17 protein-coding genes are annotated in these 14,708 nt (G+C 73.0%); 10 read left to right on the plus strand and 7 right to left on the minus strand.

Going from position 1 to position 14,708, the window contains the following annotated elements; all coding sequences use genetic code 11:
* Positions 1–75 precede the first annotated feature (75 nt).
* The 3 genes from AB0K07_RS27755 to AB0K07_RS27765 are packed head-to-tail and all read left to right on the plus strand — an operon-like array spanning position 76 to position 3,190.
* Positions 76–2,631, plus strand: a complete 2,556-nt coding sequence (locus tag AB0K07_RS27755) for an ATP-dependent Clp protease ATP-binding subunit (protein WP_363759474.1) — start codon at positions 76–78, stop codon at positions 2,629–2,631.
* Complete coding sequence (locus tag AB0K07_RS27760) at positions 2,628–2,840, plus strand: hypothetical protein (RefSeq protein ID WP_363759477.1); 213 nt, start codon at positions 2,628–2,630, stop codon at positions 2,838–2,840. The genes AB0K07_RS27755 and AB0K07_RS27760 overlap by 4 nt, the downstream gene beginning before the upstream one ends.
* The gene (locus AB0K07_RS27765) at positions 2,840–3,190 is read left to right on the plus strand and encodes a DUF3140 domain-containing protein (protein ID WP_363759480.1); all 351 of its coding nucleotides are present in this window, start codon (positions 2,840–2,842) and stop codon (positions 3,188–3,190) included. The genes AB0K07_RS27760 and AB0K07_RS27765 overlap by 1 nt, the downstream gene beginning before the upstream one ends.
* Before the next feature lie 55 nt (positions 3,191–3,245).
* On the opposite strand, the gene AB0K07_RS27770 is transcribed toward AB0K07_RS27765, so the two are convergent.
* The 3 genes from AB0K07_RS27770 to AB0K07_RS27780 form a co-directional block, all read right to left on the minus strand.
* Entirely contained in the window at positions 3,246–3,491 is a 246-nt protein-coding gene (locus tag AB0K07_RS27770; protein ID WP_363759483.1) for a hypothetical protein, read from the minus strand.
* A gap of 58 nt (positions 3,492–3,549) precedes the next feature.
* Positions 3,550–4,521, minus strand: a complete 972-nt coding sequence (locus tag AB0K07_RS27775; RefSeq protein ID WP_363759486.1) for a LysR family transcriptional regulator — start codon at positions 4,519–4,521, stop codon at positions 3,550–3,552.
* An 86-nt stretch (positions 4,522–4,607) separates the two neighbouring features.
* Complete coding sequence (locus AB0K07_RS27780; protein WP_363759489.1) at positions 4,608–5,210, minus strand: hemerythrin domain-containing protein; 603 nt, start codon at positions 5,208–5,210, stop codon at positions 4,608–4,610.
* A gap of 173 nt (positions 5,211–5,383) precedes the next feature.
* Here AB0K07_RS27780 and AB0K07_RS27785 point away from each other — a divergent pair, with 173 nt between their 5' ends.
* Both AB0K07_RS27785 and AB0K07_RS27790 read left to right on the plus strand, forming a co-directional pair.
* Positions 5,384–6,712 carry a M20/M25/M40 family metallo-hydrolase gene (locus tag AB0K07_RS27785; RefSeq protein WP_363759492.1) on the plus strand — a complete coding sequence of 443 codons (1,329 nt, stop codon included), beginning with the start codon at positions 5,384–5,386 and terminating at the stop codon, positions 6,710–6,712.
* 58 nt (positions 6,713–6,770) lie between these two features.
* The gene (locus tag AB0K07_RS27790) at positions 6,771–7,433 is read left to right on the plus strand and encodes a hypothetical protein (protein WP_363759544.1); all 663 of its coding nucleotides are present in this window, start codon (positions 6,771–6,773) and stop codon (positions 7,431–7,433) included.
* 74 nt (positions 7,434–7,507) lie between these two features.
* Here AB0K07_RS27790 and AB0K07_RS27795 read toward each other — a convergent pair whose 3' ends face one another.
* From AB0K07_RS27795 to AB0K07_RS27805, 3 genes are all read right to left on the minus strand, one after another.
* Positions 7,508–7,699 carry a DUF5703 family protein gene (locus tag AB0K07_RS27795; protein ID WP_089021145.1) on the minus strand — a complete coding sequence of 64 codons (192 nt, stop codon included), beginning with the start codon at positions 7,697–7,699 and terminating at the stop codon, positions 7,508–7,510.
* Positions 7,700–7,795: 96 nt separating this feature from the next.
* On the minus strand, positions 7,796–8,566 hold the full coding sequence (locus tag AB0K07_RS27800) for an SseB family protein (protein WP_363759496.1): 771 nt from the start codon (positions 8,564–8,566) through the stop codon (positions 7,796–7,798).
* Positions 8,563–8,982, minus strand: coding sequence for a YbaB/EbfC family nucleoid-associated protein (locus AB0K07_RS27805; protein WP_363759499.1), 420 nt, complete (start codon positions 8,980–8,982; stop codon positions 8,563–8,565). The genes AB0K07_RS27800 and AB0K07_RS27805 overlap by 4 nt, the downstream gene beginning before the upstream one ends.
* Before the next feature lie 99 nt (positions 8,983–9,081).
* On the opposite strand from AB0K07_RS27805, the gene AB0K07_RS27810 reads away from it, so the two are divergent.
* The 3 genes from AB0K07_RS27810 to AB0K07_RS27820 are packed head-to-tail and all read left to right on the plus strand — an operon-like array spanning position 9,082 to position 11,402.
* Entirely contained in the window at positions 9,082–9,414 is a 333-nt protein-coding gene (locus AB0K07_RS27810) for a hypothetical protein (protein ID WP_363759502.1), read from the plus strand.
* The gene (locus AB0K07_RS27815; protein ID WP_363759505.1) at positions 9,411–10,472 is read left to right on the plus strand and encodes a WXG100 family type VII secretion target; all 1,062 of its coding nucleotides are present in this window, start codon (positions 9,411–9,413) and stop codon (positions 10,470–10,472) included. Before AB0K07_RS27810 ends, AB0K07_RS27815 begins: the two co-directional genes overlap by 4 nt.
* Before the next feature lie 21 nt (positions 10,473–10,493).
* Positions 10,494–11,402: a hypothetical protein gene (locus AB0K07_RS27820; protein WP_363759508.1), complete on the plus strand. Its 909-nt coding sequence runs from the start codon at positions 10,494–10,496 to the stop codon at positions 11,400–11,402.
* A 13-nt stretch (positions 11,403–11,415) separates the two neighbouring features.
* On the opposite strand, the gene AB0K07_RS27825 is transcribed toward AB0K07_RS27820, so the two are convergent.
* Positions 11,416–12,387 (minus strand): aldo/keto reductase, encoded by a 972-nt coding sequence (locus AB0K07_RS27825; RefSeq protein WP_363759511.1) that lies wholly within the window; start codon positions 12,385–12,387, stop codon positions 11,416–11,418.
* Positions 12,388–12,574: 187 nt separating this feature from the next.
* On the opposite strand from AB0K07_RS27825, the gene AB0K07_RS27830 reads away from it, so the two are divergent.
* Together AB0K07_RS27830 and AB0K07_RS27835 are read left to right on the plus strand one after the other, a co-directional pair.
* Positions 12,575–13,627 (plus strand): LLM class F420-dependent oxidoreductase, encoded by a 1,053-nt coding sequence (locus AB0K07_RS27830; protein ID WP_363759514.1) that lies wholly within the window; start codon positions 12,575–12,577, stop codon positions 13,625–13,627.
* Entirely contained in the window at positions 13,624–14,460 is an 837-nt protein-coding gene (locus AB0K07_RS27835) for an undecaprenyl-diphosphate phosphatase (RefSeq protein WP_363759517.1), read from the plus strand. Before AB0K07_RS27830 ends, AB0K07_RS27835 begins: the two co-directional genes overlap by 4 nt.
* The last annotated feature ends 248 nt before the right edge of the window (positions 14,461–14,708 follow it).

Genomic DNA, 14,708 nt, shown 5'->3' on the forward strand with positions numbered 1-14,708 from the left:
ACGTGCGGCGTTTGTCGGGACGCGCGTCGGGTAGCCCCTGGCGACCGTGCCGCACCCCGACTGCGGAGGACAGACATGATGGGACCCGGCGACCTCGGCTCCGACCCGTGGGATGAGTTCCTGGCCCGGTACTTCGGCCGCGGTGAGGGAGGACGCCGACCCGCGCACCGGGTCGACATCACCCGGCTGATGACAGCCGACGCGCGGGAGATGCTGGCCGACGCGGCCCGGCGCGCCGCGCAACGGCAGAGCAACGACCTGGACACCGACCATCTGCTCTGGGCGGCACTGCAACGAGAACCCCTGCGTGACCTGGTACGACGGGCCGGCGCCGACCCGGACACCCTGCTCAACGCGCTCGGCGGGCGGGGCGACGGCGCGCCGCGCGGGGAGGTGCCGCCCAACCTCTCGTTGACCCCCGCGGCCAAGCGGGCGCTGCTCGACGCCCACCAGCTGTCCCGCGCGATGGGCGCCAACTACATCGGCCCCGAGCACATCCTGATGGCGCTGCCGCTCAACCCGGAGTCCCCGGCCGGGCGGATGCTGGCCGCCGGCCGGATCCAGCCGGAGTCCTTGCAGGCCGCCAACGCCGAGCGCGGGACGACGAGCGGGCCGAGGCCGGACCGCGGCACCCCCACCCTGGACCAGTACGGGCAGGACCTCACCGACCTGGCCCGCGCCGACCAGATCGACCCGGTGATCGGGCGCGCCGACGAGATCGAGCAGGCCGTGGAGATCCTGTCCCGACGCACCAAGAACAACCCGGTCCTGATCGGCGAGGCCGGCGTCGGCAAGACCGCCATCGTCGAGGGTCTGGCCGAGCGGATCTGCGACGGCGACGTACCGCAGACCCTGCTCGGCAAGCGGGTGGTGCAGCTCGACCTGGCCGGTCTGGTCGCCGGCACCCGCTACCGGGGTGACTTCGAGGAGCGGCTGAAGAAGGTGATCGACGAGATCCGGGCGCACCGCGACGAGCTGATCATCTTCATGGACGAGATCCACACCCTGGTCGGGGCGGGTGGCGCCGGCAGCGAGGGCGGCATGGACGCGTCCAACATGCTCAAGCCGGCGCTGGCCCGCGGCGAGCTGCGGGTGATCGGCGCGACGACGCTGGACGAGTACCGCAAGAGCATCGAGAAGGACGCCGCGCTGGCCCGGCGCTTCCAGCCGGTGCTGGTGCCCGAGCCGAGCGTCGACGACACGATCGCCATCCTGCGCGGCCTGCGCGACCGGTACGAGGCGCACCACCAGGTGCGGTTCACCGACGAGGCGCTGGTCGCCGCCGCCGAGCTGTCCGACCGGTACGTCACCGACCGGTTCCTGCCGGACAAGGCCATCGACCTGATCGACCAGGCCGGCGCCCGCGTACGGCTGCGCACCCGCACCCCGGCCTCCGACGTGCGGGAGCTGGAGCAGCAACTCGACGACGTACGCCGGGAAAAGGAACAGGCCGTCTCCGACGAGCAGTACGAGCGGGCCTCCACGTTGCGCGACCGGATCTCCGAGCTGGAGGAGCAGGTGCGCCGCGCACACGGCGACGACGGCTCGTCCTCGCAGGTGCCGGAGGTGGGCCCGCAGGAGATCGCGGAGGTGGTCTCCCGGGCCACCGGCATCCCGGTCAGCCAGCTCACCGAGGAGGAACGCGACCGGCTGCTGCGCCTGGAGGGTCACCTGCACCAGAAGGTGGTCGGCCAGGACGACGCGGTCACCGCGGTCGCCGAGGCGGTCCGCCGGTCCCGTGCCGGCCTGGCGGACCCGGAGCGGCCGATGGGCAGCTTCCTGTTCCTCGGCCCGACCGGCGTCGGCAAGACGGAGCTGGCCCGCGCCCTGGCCGAGGCGCTGTTCGGCGAGGCGGACCGGATGGTCCGGGTGGACATGAGTGAGTTCCAGGAGCGGCACACGGTCAGCCGGCTGGTCGGCGCCCCGCCCGGGTACGTCGGCTACGAGGAGGCCGGCCAGCTCACCGAGGCGGTGCGCCGCCGCCCGTACGCGGTGGTGCTGCTCGACGAGATCGAGAAGGCCCACCCGGACGTGTTCAACATCCTGCTCCAGGTGCTCGACGACGGCCGGCTGACAGACAGCCAGGGCCGCACCGTGAACTTCAAGAACACCGTACTGATCATGACGAGCAACCTGGGCTCCGAGCTGATCACCGGCACCCAGCGCAGCGTCGGGTTCGGCACCGGCGCGCCGGGCAGCGAGCAGGAGAACGACGAACTGCGCGAGCGTCTGATGCGCCGCCTGCAGGAGAACTTCCGCCCGGAGTTCCTCAACCGGATCGACGAGGTGATCATCTTCCGCCGGCTGGAGGCCGAGCAGCTGCGTCAGATCACCGGGCTGCTGCTGGAGGAGACCCGCCGCCGGATGCACGCCCAGGACATCCAGGTGGAGTTCACCACCGCCGGCGTCGACTGGCTCGCCGAGCACGGCTACCAGCCGGAGTTCGGTGCCCGCCCACTGCGCCGGGTGATCCAGCGGGAGGTGGACAACCACCTGTCCCGGATGCTGCTCGAGTCGGCGATCTCGCCCGGGCAGAAGGTCACCGTGGATGCCCGGGAGGGCGGGCTCACCTTCGACGTGACCGCGGGCGAGCGGGGGTACGCGGCGACCACGACCACACACCCGCGATGAGTGGCGCCCAGCGACGACCGGAACCCGAGGAACCGCAGAAGCCCGCGGAGTCCGCCGAGTCCCGGGACGAGGACGACCATCCCGACCCGATCCTGGCACCGCCCACCGCGAACCCCAGGAGGACCCGGGTGCCGCCGGAGGGCCTGCATCCGAAGACCGACGAGGACGACCCGGAGACGTCCGGGCCGCCGCCCGGAGAGGAGACCTGATGGCACGCGTAACTCGGATCGACCCCGAGGTGGAGGTGCTCTGGGAGGACTTCCACGCGGAGGTCAACGTCCCGTCGGAGCAGTTGCGCACCTGGCTGCTGACCCGGGGCTCCGGGGAGGAGTCGTTCGGGTCGAACCCGGCCCTCGACCTGCCCCAGCCGGGCCGGGAGATCCTCAAGGTGCTGAACAAGCGCAAGGTCGACCTCACCCCGGAGGACATCGAGGTGATGCGGGAGGCGGTCGACCGGATCCGCGAGCTGATGGACGCCAAGCCGCCGCGCGGCAACGCCGACGACGAGTGGCGGCACTCGCTGCTCGACCTCGGCCACGACCCCCTCGTCGAACGCTGAGCCGCGCCACGCCCGACGGTGCCGTCCCGAGCCGGGACGGCACCGTCGCGTCCAGCTACTGGCCCTGGTCCGGTTCCAGGCTGCCGATGGTCAGCCCCGCCGCGTCGGCGGCGGCGTCCCGCTCGCCACGGGTCTGGTCCTCTCGGGTGAGCAGGTTGGCGTACTCGGCGACGTCGGCCGGGTCGGGCACCTCCGGCAGACGGCGCAGGAACGCCTCCACCTCGCGGGTGGCGGCGGTGTGCGCGGCGGCCGCCTGGCGCAGCAGCTCCCGGTCGTCGGCGGGCGGGTAGAGGTCGGTCATGTCCGCCAGATACCCGGCCGGCGGCGGTTCGCACCGCCATCGGCCCGGCATTACCGGATCACACCCCGCTGGGCTGGCGGACGCCGAAGCCCGGATTGCGCAGCAGCCACGCCAGGTAGCTGGGATGCGGCGCCAGCGAGTCGGTGTACGCCGCCTTGGCCGTCTCCAGCACCACCTCGGCCCCCTGGGCGGCGGGCGAGTCCGGGTGCCAGCCCAGCAACAGCCGCCAGCGCAGCGGTATCCCGGCCAGCCGTCGCGTGACCAGGCCGGCCACCGGGCGGAACGTGGCCTGGCACAGCGCCACCGCCTCACCGGCGTCCACCAGGTCGACGCAGCCGCGTACGTCGGTCTCGTACAGCTTGCGCGGGGTGAAGCCGGCGCGGGCGCAGGCGGCGGCGAAGCAGTCGCCGAAGCAGCCGTCGCCCGGCGCGGCCACCCACTGTTCGTGGCGCAGGTCGACCAACCGCACCTCGTCGCGCGCCGCGAGGGGGTGGGTCTCCGGCAGCAGCACCAGCACCGGGTCGACGGCCACCTCCCGCCAGCTCAACCCGAACTCGGCCGAGGGGACGGCGTCACCGCACACGCCGGTGAGCGCGAAGTCCAACCGGCCACCGGCCACCAACTGCGCCAACTCGTCCACCGACCAGGACGCGTACGTGGTGATCTGCGCGGGCGGCCGCTCGGCGGCCAGCCGGTGCACCAACCGCCCCAGGATCGGGCTGTTCACCCCGCCGAACCGGTACCAGCGGGGCGCCTCGCCGCCGCCGGCCAGCCGGGCCGCCTCGTCCTGCAGGCCCTTCATGGCCGGCAGCAGCACCCGGGCCCGGGCCAGCACCAGCTCACCGAGCGCCGTGGGCCGGGCGCCGCGGCGGTCCCGGTCGAACAGCGGCCCGCCCAGTGTCCGCTCGATGCGCTGGAGCTGGGCGGTGAGCGCCGGCTGGGCCAGGCCGAGCGCCGACGCTGCCTTGGTCACGCTCCCCGTCTCCGCGATCGCGCAGACCACCCGCAGGTGTCGCAGCTCCAGGTTCATAGGGTGACGGTAGGACCAGGCAGCAGCCGGCGGAAGTGTCCGGACGGATCGGTGAGATTGGATGCACCGGTCGACGTCGCCGCTCCTCAGCCGCGAGGTGGCTCCGGCAGGTCCGCCAGGTACGTCGGCCGGCGGGTCACCGCGTCGCGCACCTTGTCCACCACGCCCACCGCCGGCTCGACGATCCGGTTCCACGGCGGCGTCGCCGGAGTGCCCGGGTGCGGCCGGGTCGGCGCCGCCTCCTCGGCGATCTCCAGCCGGTTGCCCAGCCGGATCAGCTCCTCCTCGCTGGCCACCGCGCGCAGCCCGGCGACGAGCGCGCCGACCCCGTCGACGTGCCGGCGAACCCGCTCGACGACGTCGCTCAACGAGTCGTCGCTCAGCGCCTTGAGGGTGGCCAGCAGAGCGGCGTCGGCATTCAGTTCGGCGTCCACCCGCTCGGCCGCGTCCGGCAGGGCGGCGCGTACCGCCGGCAGCAGGTACTGCTCCTCCGCCGACAGGTGCCGCGACAGCGCGGCGGTGAGCACCGCGAGCCCCTCCTGCGGTGTGGCGTCCGGACCGGTCAGTTGGTCCAGCAGCGCCAGCAGTTGCTGGTGCTCCCGGTCGACGATGTCGGCGATGCTGCGCCCACCGGGCCGGTAGCCCTCCTCGGGCGTGGGCGGCAGCGGCGGCAGGGGAACGGCGGACATGGTGCCCTCCTCGACTGGCGGGCGGAAGCTCCGGCAGGGACGTGCGGTCGTGGGCGGCGGTACCCGACGGCGCGCCCGGCGAAACCGTCGCCCGGATCCGCCAGCCTCAATGCCCGACCCGCCGGGCGCGGTGCGCCGGCCCGCCGGTCACCTCGGGCTGGTATGAAGAGGCGATGACGAGCGACTCCGCCCCCGCCCGACCGGACCCCACCGCAGAGGTCGTGGACCTCTGCCGCGACCTGCTGCGTATCGACACCACCAACACGGGGGACAACGACACCAGCGTCGGTGAGCGTCGCGCGGCCGAGTACGTGGCGGAGAAGCTCGCCGAGGTGGGTGTCGAATCGGTGCTGCACGAGTCCGCGCCGGGCCGGGCGAACGTCGTGGCCCGCATCCCCGGCACCGACCCGAGCCGGGGCGCGCTGCTCGTGCACGGCCACCTGGACGTGGTGCCCGCCGACGCCGACGAATGGTCGGTGCACCCGTTCTCCGGCGAGCTGCGCGACGGCTACCTGTGGGGCCGGGGCGCGATCGACATGAAGGACTTCGACGCGATGGTGCTCGCCGTGGTGCGGCACTGGCAGCGCACCGGCGTACGGCCCCCGCGCGACATCGTGCTCGCCTACACCGCCGACGAGGAGGCGGGCAGCGACTACGGCGCGCGCTTCATGGTGGACAACCACCGGGGCCTCTTCGACGGCTGCACCGAGGCGATCGGTGAGGTCGGCGGCTTCTCCTACTCGGTCAACGACAGCCAGCGGCTCTACCTCATCGAGACCGCCGAGAAGGGCATCGACTGGCTGCGGCTGCACGCCAAGGGCCGCCCCGGGCACGGCTCGATGGTGCACGACGACAACGCCGTCACCGCGCTCGCCGAGGCGGTCGCCCGGATCGGCCGGCACCGCTTCCCGGTCGTGGTCACCGACACCGTGCGGGCCTTTCTGGAGGAGGTCTCCGACCTGCTCGGCGTCGAACTGGACCCGGACGACCCGGAGACGGCCATCGCCAAGCTCGGCCCGATCGCCAACATCATCGGCGCGACCATCCGCAACACGGCCAACCCGACCCGGCTGAGCGCCGGCTACAAGGACAACGTCATCCCCGGCCGGGCCACCGCCACCATCGACTGCCGCAGTCTGCCGGGCCAGTCGGAGCTGCTGGAACGGCAGCTGCGCGAGCTGGTCGGCCCGGACATCGCCATCGAGTACGTCCAGCGCCAGCCGGCGCTGGAGACCACCTTCGACGGTGACCTGGTCGAGGCCATGTCGGCGGCGCTGCGCGCCGAGGACCCGGGCGCGCGCCCGGTGCCGTACATGCTCTCCGGTGGCACCGACGCGAAGGCGTTCTCGCAGCTCGGGATCCGCTGCTTCGGCTTCGCCCCGCTGCGGCTGCCCGCCGACCTGAACTTCTCCGCGTTGTTCCACGGCATCGACGAGCGCGTTCCGGTGGACGGACTACAGTTCGGCGTGCGGGTTCTCGACCGGTTCCTCCGCACCTGCTAGCCGGGTCCGACAGCTGCACCCGGCTCGGACCCTCCCCATCGTGAAGGGACTGCCCCACATGACCGACCAGCACGGTGAGCTGGACGCCGCTCTCGAGCGGGTGATCGAAGCGGCCCGCCACCACCTGGCCGCCGTACGTGCCGCGCAGGGCCGCGTCGACGACGACGACGTCTGGCAGGCGTACGTGGCTTTGAACAACGCGTCCTACGCCTACGACGAGCAGCTGCTCGACGCCTTCGGTGAGGTGACGCCGTGGGACGTCGACTCGATCGACCCGGACGAGGCCGACGAGCGTTTCGGCGGCGCCGAGGGAGTCGAGGCCAGCGACCCGCATCCCCGGGTGATCTCGGTACGCCAGCGCCGCGACTACCGGGTGCCGAGCGTCTCGGCGCTGCTGCGGGTGGCCGAGGTGGCCCGCCGCGAGAGCACCCCGGAGGACGACGAGCCGGCGCCGGTGGAGGGTGTCGGTGAGGCGGTGCTGGAGCTGCTGCAGAGCGGCGACGGCTCGCTCGGCGCGCTGGACGTCCCCGAGCTGGAGCCGCTCGACGGGGTGGTCATGGTCAGCGAGGTGGGCACCCCGGTCGACCTGGAGTCGTTCGAGGACGACGACGCGGTCGGCCCGTTCCAGCCGGCGGTCGACGACCGCCTGGTCGGCCGGCTCGACGAGCACCCGTTCCTGGAGCTCGACGACGACCACGACCACGCCGGGCACCAGCACTAGGCCGTGACGCGCCCGGGGCCCGACCGATCACGGACCGGGCCCCGGGCGTCGCACTTGCCCGGGCCGACCGGGTGTCAGTACGACAGGCCCGGCTGCGGCTGGTTGGCCCGTCGGCGACGCAGCACCACCTGCCGCGTGCCGTCGCGGAACAGCCGCACCCGGGCCAGCTCCCATCCGGAGAATTCCGCCTGGATCGCCAACTGCGCCGCGGCGGTCAACCGGTCGACGTTCGGCGGCAGCCGCAGCGGCGCGTATTCGTAGTCCATGCCATCCATGCTGCCCAGCCCAGCGGCCGTTCGCCACCCCCTCGGGGGTGACCAACGACGCTGCCGTGGGTGGTTCGTGCCGCCCTGGGCGGAGAGCTAGCCGGTCGGGACGTTCGCCGTGAGCAGGGCTGCCAGCGCCGACGCGGCCAGGGTGACCGCCCGGGCCCGGCCCGGGTCGACCGCCAGCCCCCACGACGGGTCCGGCCAGTCCTCGAACAGTTCGGCGCAGGGCAGAGCCACGAACGGCACGTCCTCCCCGGCGAACGCGGCGAGGGCCCGTGGGCTGGTGAAGACCGGCAGCAGCGGCGCGCCGGACGCATCGCCGACCACCGTCCACGGGAAGTCGGCGTCCGCCGCCGGTTCCCCGGCCAGCGGGACGCACACCGTGGCGCCCGCCAGCACTCCGAGGTACCCGGGCAGGTCACGCCGGTCGGCGGCCGCGGCGAGCAGCGCCACCACCGCCGGCTCCGCCGTCTCGTCGGGTGCCGGCCGGTCGGCCGGCCCGGCCGACCGCGGCGCCGGTACGGGACGGGTTGCCGGCGCCACGGCCCGGCAGGAGAGCGCGCCCGGCTGGTCGGTCAGCACCTCGGCGGCGGTGCGGGTCACGAACACGCTGAGCCGCTCCACCCGCTCCGGAGTGCGCAGCACCTCGTACCACCAGTCGGTGTCGCCGGTCGGGCGGTGCCAGCCGAGCGCGGCCAGGCGTGCCTCGTCGTGGCCCGGGCAGATCACCCGGACCACCTCGCGGCGCACCAGCAGCCGGATCCCGCGCGAACCGGCGGAGAGCTCCAGGTCCGTGTCGCGGTCGCAGCGGGTGATCGTGTCCCGCAGCCGCGCGACGATGTCCGGCCAGGTCGGCGAGGTCATGCCGGCGGGCCCGGCAGGCGGTCGTCCAGCCGCCCGAGCCGGGCGACGGTCTCCTCCAACCGGCCCAGCGCCGAGAAGTCGCCGGGCTTGCCGAACAGGTCCGTCAGACCCGCGCCGAGGGTGACGTCCAGCCCCTCGGTGTGCTTCTCGACGTGTTCGGTCGCCGCAGTGCGGGCCCGCCGGTACGCGTCGAGCACCAGCTCCGCCACACCCTCGGTGCCGGCGCGCAGGGCGGCGGGCGCGAGCGTGAGGCCGGTCAGCACACCGGTGGCGTCGACGGTCGCCGACACCAGCCCACTCTCGTCGGTCGCGGTGCCGGACAGCTCGGCCAGGTCGTCGCGGAGCCCCGCGAACCGGCGTTCGATGTCGGCGATCCGCCCGGCCAGCCCGTCGAACGCGGACATCGGGTCAGTCATGAGACGAGTTCCCTCCCCCGTGGACCATGCCACCGGGGTGGTGCCCGGTGGCCGGGGAATCGTATCGTCGGTGCGCTCGACACATGGGGGAGGAACGGCATGCCGCCGGATATCGATGTCGACGTGCAGGCGGTCCGTCGACTGGAGACGGCCGCCAAGCAGGTCGCGAGTTCGCTCGCCGCGCTGGAGGGTCAGATCGCCTCGGCCGGTGACGTGCCGTCCGACGCCTTCGGTCATCTGCCGTTCGCCAGCGACATGCTCCGCGCCAAGTACGCCGAGCAGGTCACCGGCGGCGCGGAGCTGTTCGGCGCCGCGAACGCCGCGTTCGGCCGGGTCGCCACCGCACTGGCCGACACGGTCGAGGCGTACGAGCGCAACGAGCAGGAGCTCGACGGCGGGTTCAAGGCCATCCAGGCGGGGATGCCCGGATGAGCGGGCCCGCCGGCAGCGCCGTCCAACTGTGGAACGGCCTCGACAACGCTCTCTCCGGGGTGGAGGCCGCGGTCGACAGCGTCTGCCGGACCCTGGCCTGGCCGCTCATCCAGCTCGTCGACATGGTCGACGGCGAGCCCGCCGCCCTGCGCGCGAAGGCCGCCGAGTGGGACACGCTGGCCGCGCAGGTCCGCGACCTGGCGCAGGGGCACCGCGGCGCCCGCGAGGCCGCCCAGGGCGGGTGGAGCTCGCCCGCCGGATCGGCGTACGGCCAGCGGCTGGCCGAGGTCGAGGAGCAGCTGCTCGGCGTCGCCGAGCAGTTCGCCGCGACCGCGGAGTACCTGCGCAGCGTCGCCGACGGCCTGCAGACCGTGCACGACGTGCTCGTCGACGTCTGCGTCGAGTTCGTGAACTTCCTCCTGGTGACGCTGGTGACGGCGCTGCTGATGGCGCCGTTCACCGCCGGTGCGTCCTGGGCGGCCGGCGTCGGGGTCGCCGTGACCCGCGGCCTGATCGTCGTCACCCGGATGCTCAAGGTCATCAGGCCCCTGGCGACGCACCTGCAGAAGGTCATCCGCCTGCTCCAGCGCGTCTTGCTGTACCTGCGCAAGCTGCGCAACCACCTCGACAAGCTGGTCGACATGCAGAAGAAGCTGCGCACCGGCCAGAAGTACGCCGACAAGCGGCGCGCCGCCGGCAAAATCGACAAGTGGCACCACAAGTTCCTCGACCCCACGAAGGGCACCTACAAGCTGGGCAAGTCGGGTTCGCCGTTCGACATGGGTTCCCTCGAACGGGCCGCCGCGCTGCGCGCGCACGGCGTCGCCGACGGCGCCCGGGTGATCGCCCGGGACTGGGCGACCAACCTGCCGTGGAACGTGCCGAACTCGATCGTGCACGGTGTCACCTGGGGGTCCGTCGCGCTCACCTCCGGCCTCTCCGTCCCCGGCAGCGACCAGGTCGGCGACCAGATCGACCAGGCGGTGCAGGGCGGCGCCGACTGGATCGACCAGAATGTCTTCGGGCAGCCGCCCGCAGGTCAACCCGCGGGCCGTTAGCCCCGGTCGAGGAGGTGCAGCGTGACGTCAGGGGAGCGGGGTCGGCTGGGTCGGTTCACCGACGCGGTGCTCGGCGGCGCGCGGGCCGCCCGTGACAAGGCCCGCGAGCTGCGCGACGAGTTCCGGACCAGCGACGAGCCCGAGCGCGCCCTCGTCGCGCCGCTGGTGCCCGGGCAGGAGCTCCGCTACGTGGGGCTCGCCCCGGTCCGTACCCCGGAGACGCACAAGGCCGGCCGGCAGCTCACCGACCGGGTGGCCGGCGAGATGGCCGAGGCGCTCGACCCGCGGGCACTGTTCGGGCTGCTCAACATCGTCAACCCTGTGGTCTGGGTGGACGCGGTGATGACACCGGTGCGGCTGGCCGCGGGTGTGCTGCTGCTGCCCGGCAAGGCCGCCGCCGTCGCCGTCGGCCTACCGGCGGCTGCCGAGCCGGAGCCCGGCCCGCCACACCAGCCGCCGCAACGGGAGCCGATCCCGTTGACCGAGGAGCAGGAGGCGTTCCGGGCGCTGTTCCGGCTCAGCCAGTACCGCCCGCTGGCCGACCAGCTCGCCGAGATCGCCTACCGGCGCCGGTACGTCTTCAGCGGCGACCTCGCCACCCTCGCCGGCAGCATGCTGCTGTTCCTGGAGCGTTACACGGGCACACCGCTGGCGGTGACCGACACCCACCTCCACCTGCTGCGGATGGGGTCCCGCCCCGACGCCGACCGGCCCGACCGGCGCCAACCGCGGCTGCTGTGGAGCGTCGAGCACGCCCGGGTGGCCCGCATCGACTCCGAGGGCGGCGTGGCCGGTCTGATGCACTTCCCGTCCACCATCTTCTTCGACGACGGCTCGTGGATCCGGATCGTCAACCCCGCGACCCGCGACGACCAGTCCCGTTTCCTGACCGCGATCCGCGAGCTCCCCGGCCAGCGCCCGACGTTGTGAACCGGTCGGCGGGTCAGCCGTCGCGCTCGGGGTAGCCCACCGGCACCGCCGAGACGTCGTCCAGCGCGGTGGTGATCTCCTCGGGCAGCGTGATCCGCTCGACCTGGAGCGCGCCGAGCAGCTGCCCGACCGTCCGGGCGCCGAGGATCGGCGCGGTCACCCCGGGCCGGTCCCGGATCCAGGCCAGCGCCACCTCCAGCGGCGACACGCCCAGCCCGCCGGCCGCGGTCGCCACCGCCTCCACGATGCTGGAGCAGCGCGGCTCCAGGTACGTCGCGACGAACCGTTCGAAGTGCGGCGAGGCCGCCCGGGAGTCCGCGGGACGGCCGTGCCGGTACTTGCCGGTGAGCACCCCCCGGCCCAGCGGTGACCACGGCAGCACGCCGAGGCCGAGCGCCTCGCACGCGGGCAGCACCTCCCGCTCCACGCCGCGCTCCAGCAGCGAGTACTCGACCTGGGCGGCGACCACGGGCGCCCGGCCCGGCCAGGCGGTCTGCCAGGCGGCGGCCCGCGCGGTCTGCCAGCCGGAGAAGTTCGACACGCCGACGTAGCGGACCTTGCCGCTGGCCACCGCGTGGTCCAGCGCGGCCAGGGTCTCCTCCAGCGGGGTGTCCGGGTCGTACCCGTGCACCTGGAACAGGTCCACGTGGTCGGTGCCGAGCCGGCGCAGCGACGCGTCGAGGGTGCGCAGCAGGTGCCCGCGGGAGCCGTCGCGGCGACGGCCGCTGCCCGGGCGCAACCCCGCCTTCGTGGCGATCAGCAGATCGTCACGGGGTACGAGGGTGCCCAGCAGCGAGCCGATCACCGACTCGGCGTCCCCGTCGCCGTACACGTCGGCGGTGTCGATCAGGTTGCCGCCCGCGTCCAGGTAACTCTTCAGCTGGGCGGCCGCATCGTCGGCGTCGGTGTCCCGGCCCCACGTCATGGTGCCGAGCGCGAGCCGGGAAACCGCCAGCCCGCTTCGGCCGAGCGGTCGCTGTTGCATGGGTGAACCTTATTTCGAACCTGCCGCCACCGATATCCTCGCTCCCGTCATCTCTGCCGGTTCTGCCGGTTCCGCCGGCCACGGGTGCCGGCATGGACGGGGGATCATAGGGGGCGAGCCGGTGATCGAGGCCGTAATCGGCATTGCGTAACCTGGTGCGACCTGTGCCACGGATGGGGGAGGACCAGTGCGACTCGGGCTCAGCCTCGGATACCAGACGGCGTGGAGCACGCCAGCAGACCACCTGGCGCTGGCCCAGGAAGCGGACCGGCTCGGCTACTCGGTGGTGTGGGCCGCGGAGGCCTACGGCTCCGACTCGCCCAGCATGCTCGCCTGGATGGCCGGCCAGACCGAACGGATCGACGTGGGCGCCGCGGTGATGCAGATCCCCGCCCGTACGCCCGCCGCCACCGCGATGACCGCGGCCACCATCGACGCGCTCTCCGGCGGCCGGTTCCGGCTCGGCCTCGGCGTGTCCGGCCCGCAGGTCTCCGAGGGCTGGCACGGGGTGCGCTTCGCCAAGCCCCTGGCCCGGACCCGCGAGTTCGTGGACATCGTCAAGCTCGCCATCTCCCGCAAGGAGGTGGCGTACGACGGCGAGCACTACACGCTTCCGCTGCCGGACGGCCCCGGCAAGGCCCTGCGGCTGGGCTTCCACCCGCCCCGCGAGCACATCCCGATCTACCTGGCCGCCGTCGGCCCGAAGAACCTGGAGCTGGCCGGCGAGATCGCCGACGGCTGGCTCGCCGTGTTCTACGCCCCGGAGTTCGCCGACGAGCAGCTCGCCTCGGTCAGCGCCGGTCGGGCCAAGGTCGGCAAGGAACTGGCGGGCTTCGACGTGGTGCCCTCGGTGCCCGTGGTGGTCGGCGACGACGTGGCCTCCTGCGCCGAGCTGGTGCGCTGGTACGCCGCGCTCTACGTCGGCGGGATGGGCAGCCGGCAGCAGAACTTCTACAACCAGCTCGCCACCCGGATGGGCTACGGCGACGCCGCCCGCGAGGTGCAGGACCTGTACCTGGCCAAGCGGCAGCGCGACGCGGCCGCCGCGGTGCCGACGGAGTTCATCGACCGCACCTCACTGCTGGGCCCGAAGGAGCGCATCGCCGAGCGGATGCGGGAGTACGCCGCCGCCGGCGTCACCACGCTGTCGGTGACCCTGTTCGTGGCCGACCGGGACAGCGGCGTGCAGACGCTGCGTACCGTCGCCGAGGCGCTCGACCTCTCGGGAGTCGGCGAGTGACCTGGGTCGAGGCCATCGTCCTGGGCATCGTCCAGGGACTGACCGAGTTCCTTCCGGTCAGCTCGTCGGGGCATCTGCGGATCACCTCGGCCATCTTCTTCGACCGCGACGCCGGGGCGTCGTTCACCGCGGTCACCCAGCTCGGCACCGAGGCCGCCGTGCTGATCTACTTCGCCAAGGACATCTGGCGGATCACCCGGACGTGGCTGGTCGGGCTGCGCGACCGCTCGGTGCGCTCCAGCCTCGACTACCGGATGGGCTGGTACGTGATCGTCGGCTCGATCCCGATCGGGCTGTTCGGTTTCGTCTTCAAGGACCAGATCAAGACCGCCGGGCGCAACCTGTGGGTCGTGGCGACCACGCTGATCGTCTTCGCGTTCGTGCTGGCGTTCGCCGAGTACTGGGGGCGGCAGACCCGCACCCTGGAGAACTTCCGCATGAAGGACGGCGTGGTGATGGGCTTCGCCCAGGCCATGGCGCTTATCCCGGGGGTGTCCCGCTCCGGGGGCACGCTCACCGCCGGCCTGCTGCTCAACCTGACCCGGGAGGCGGCGGCGCGGTACTCGTTCCTGCTGGCCATCCCGGCGGTGGTCATGTCCGGCGTGTTCAGCCTCGGGGACGTCTTCGAACCCTCCGCCCCGGGCACGTCCGTCCCCACCCTCGCCCAGATGGTCGTGGCCACCGCCATCGCCTTCGGCATCGGGTACGCGGCCATCGCCTGGTTGCTGCGCTACGTCGCCCACCACACCCTGTACGTCTTCGTGCTGTACCGGGTCGCGCTGGGCACCCTCGTCCTCGCCCTGCTGCTGACCGGCACGATCAGCGCCACCTGATCGACCGATCCGTCGACGGCCCCCGCCACCGCCTTTCCGGCTCAGGCGGGGGCCGTCCGCGTGCTGTGGACATGCCGCTGGCCGGCACCCCGGTTGGGGGTGCCGGCCAGCGGTCGGTGTCCTGCGGTCGTGCGTGGTGTTGCGGGTCAGCTGTTCCAGTGCTTGCTGACCAGGTCGGTGGCCTGCTGCTCCCACTGGGCGTAGGCGTCGGGGTAGGCCGAGACCTGCACGGTCTGCGCGGCGTCGGT

The organism is Micromonospora sp. NPDC049301 (assembly GCF_040678715.1).
Taxonomy (GTDB): Bacteria; Actinomycetota; Actinomycetes; order Mycobacteriales; family Micromonosporaceae; genus Micromonospora.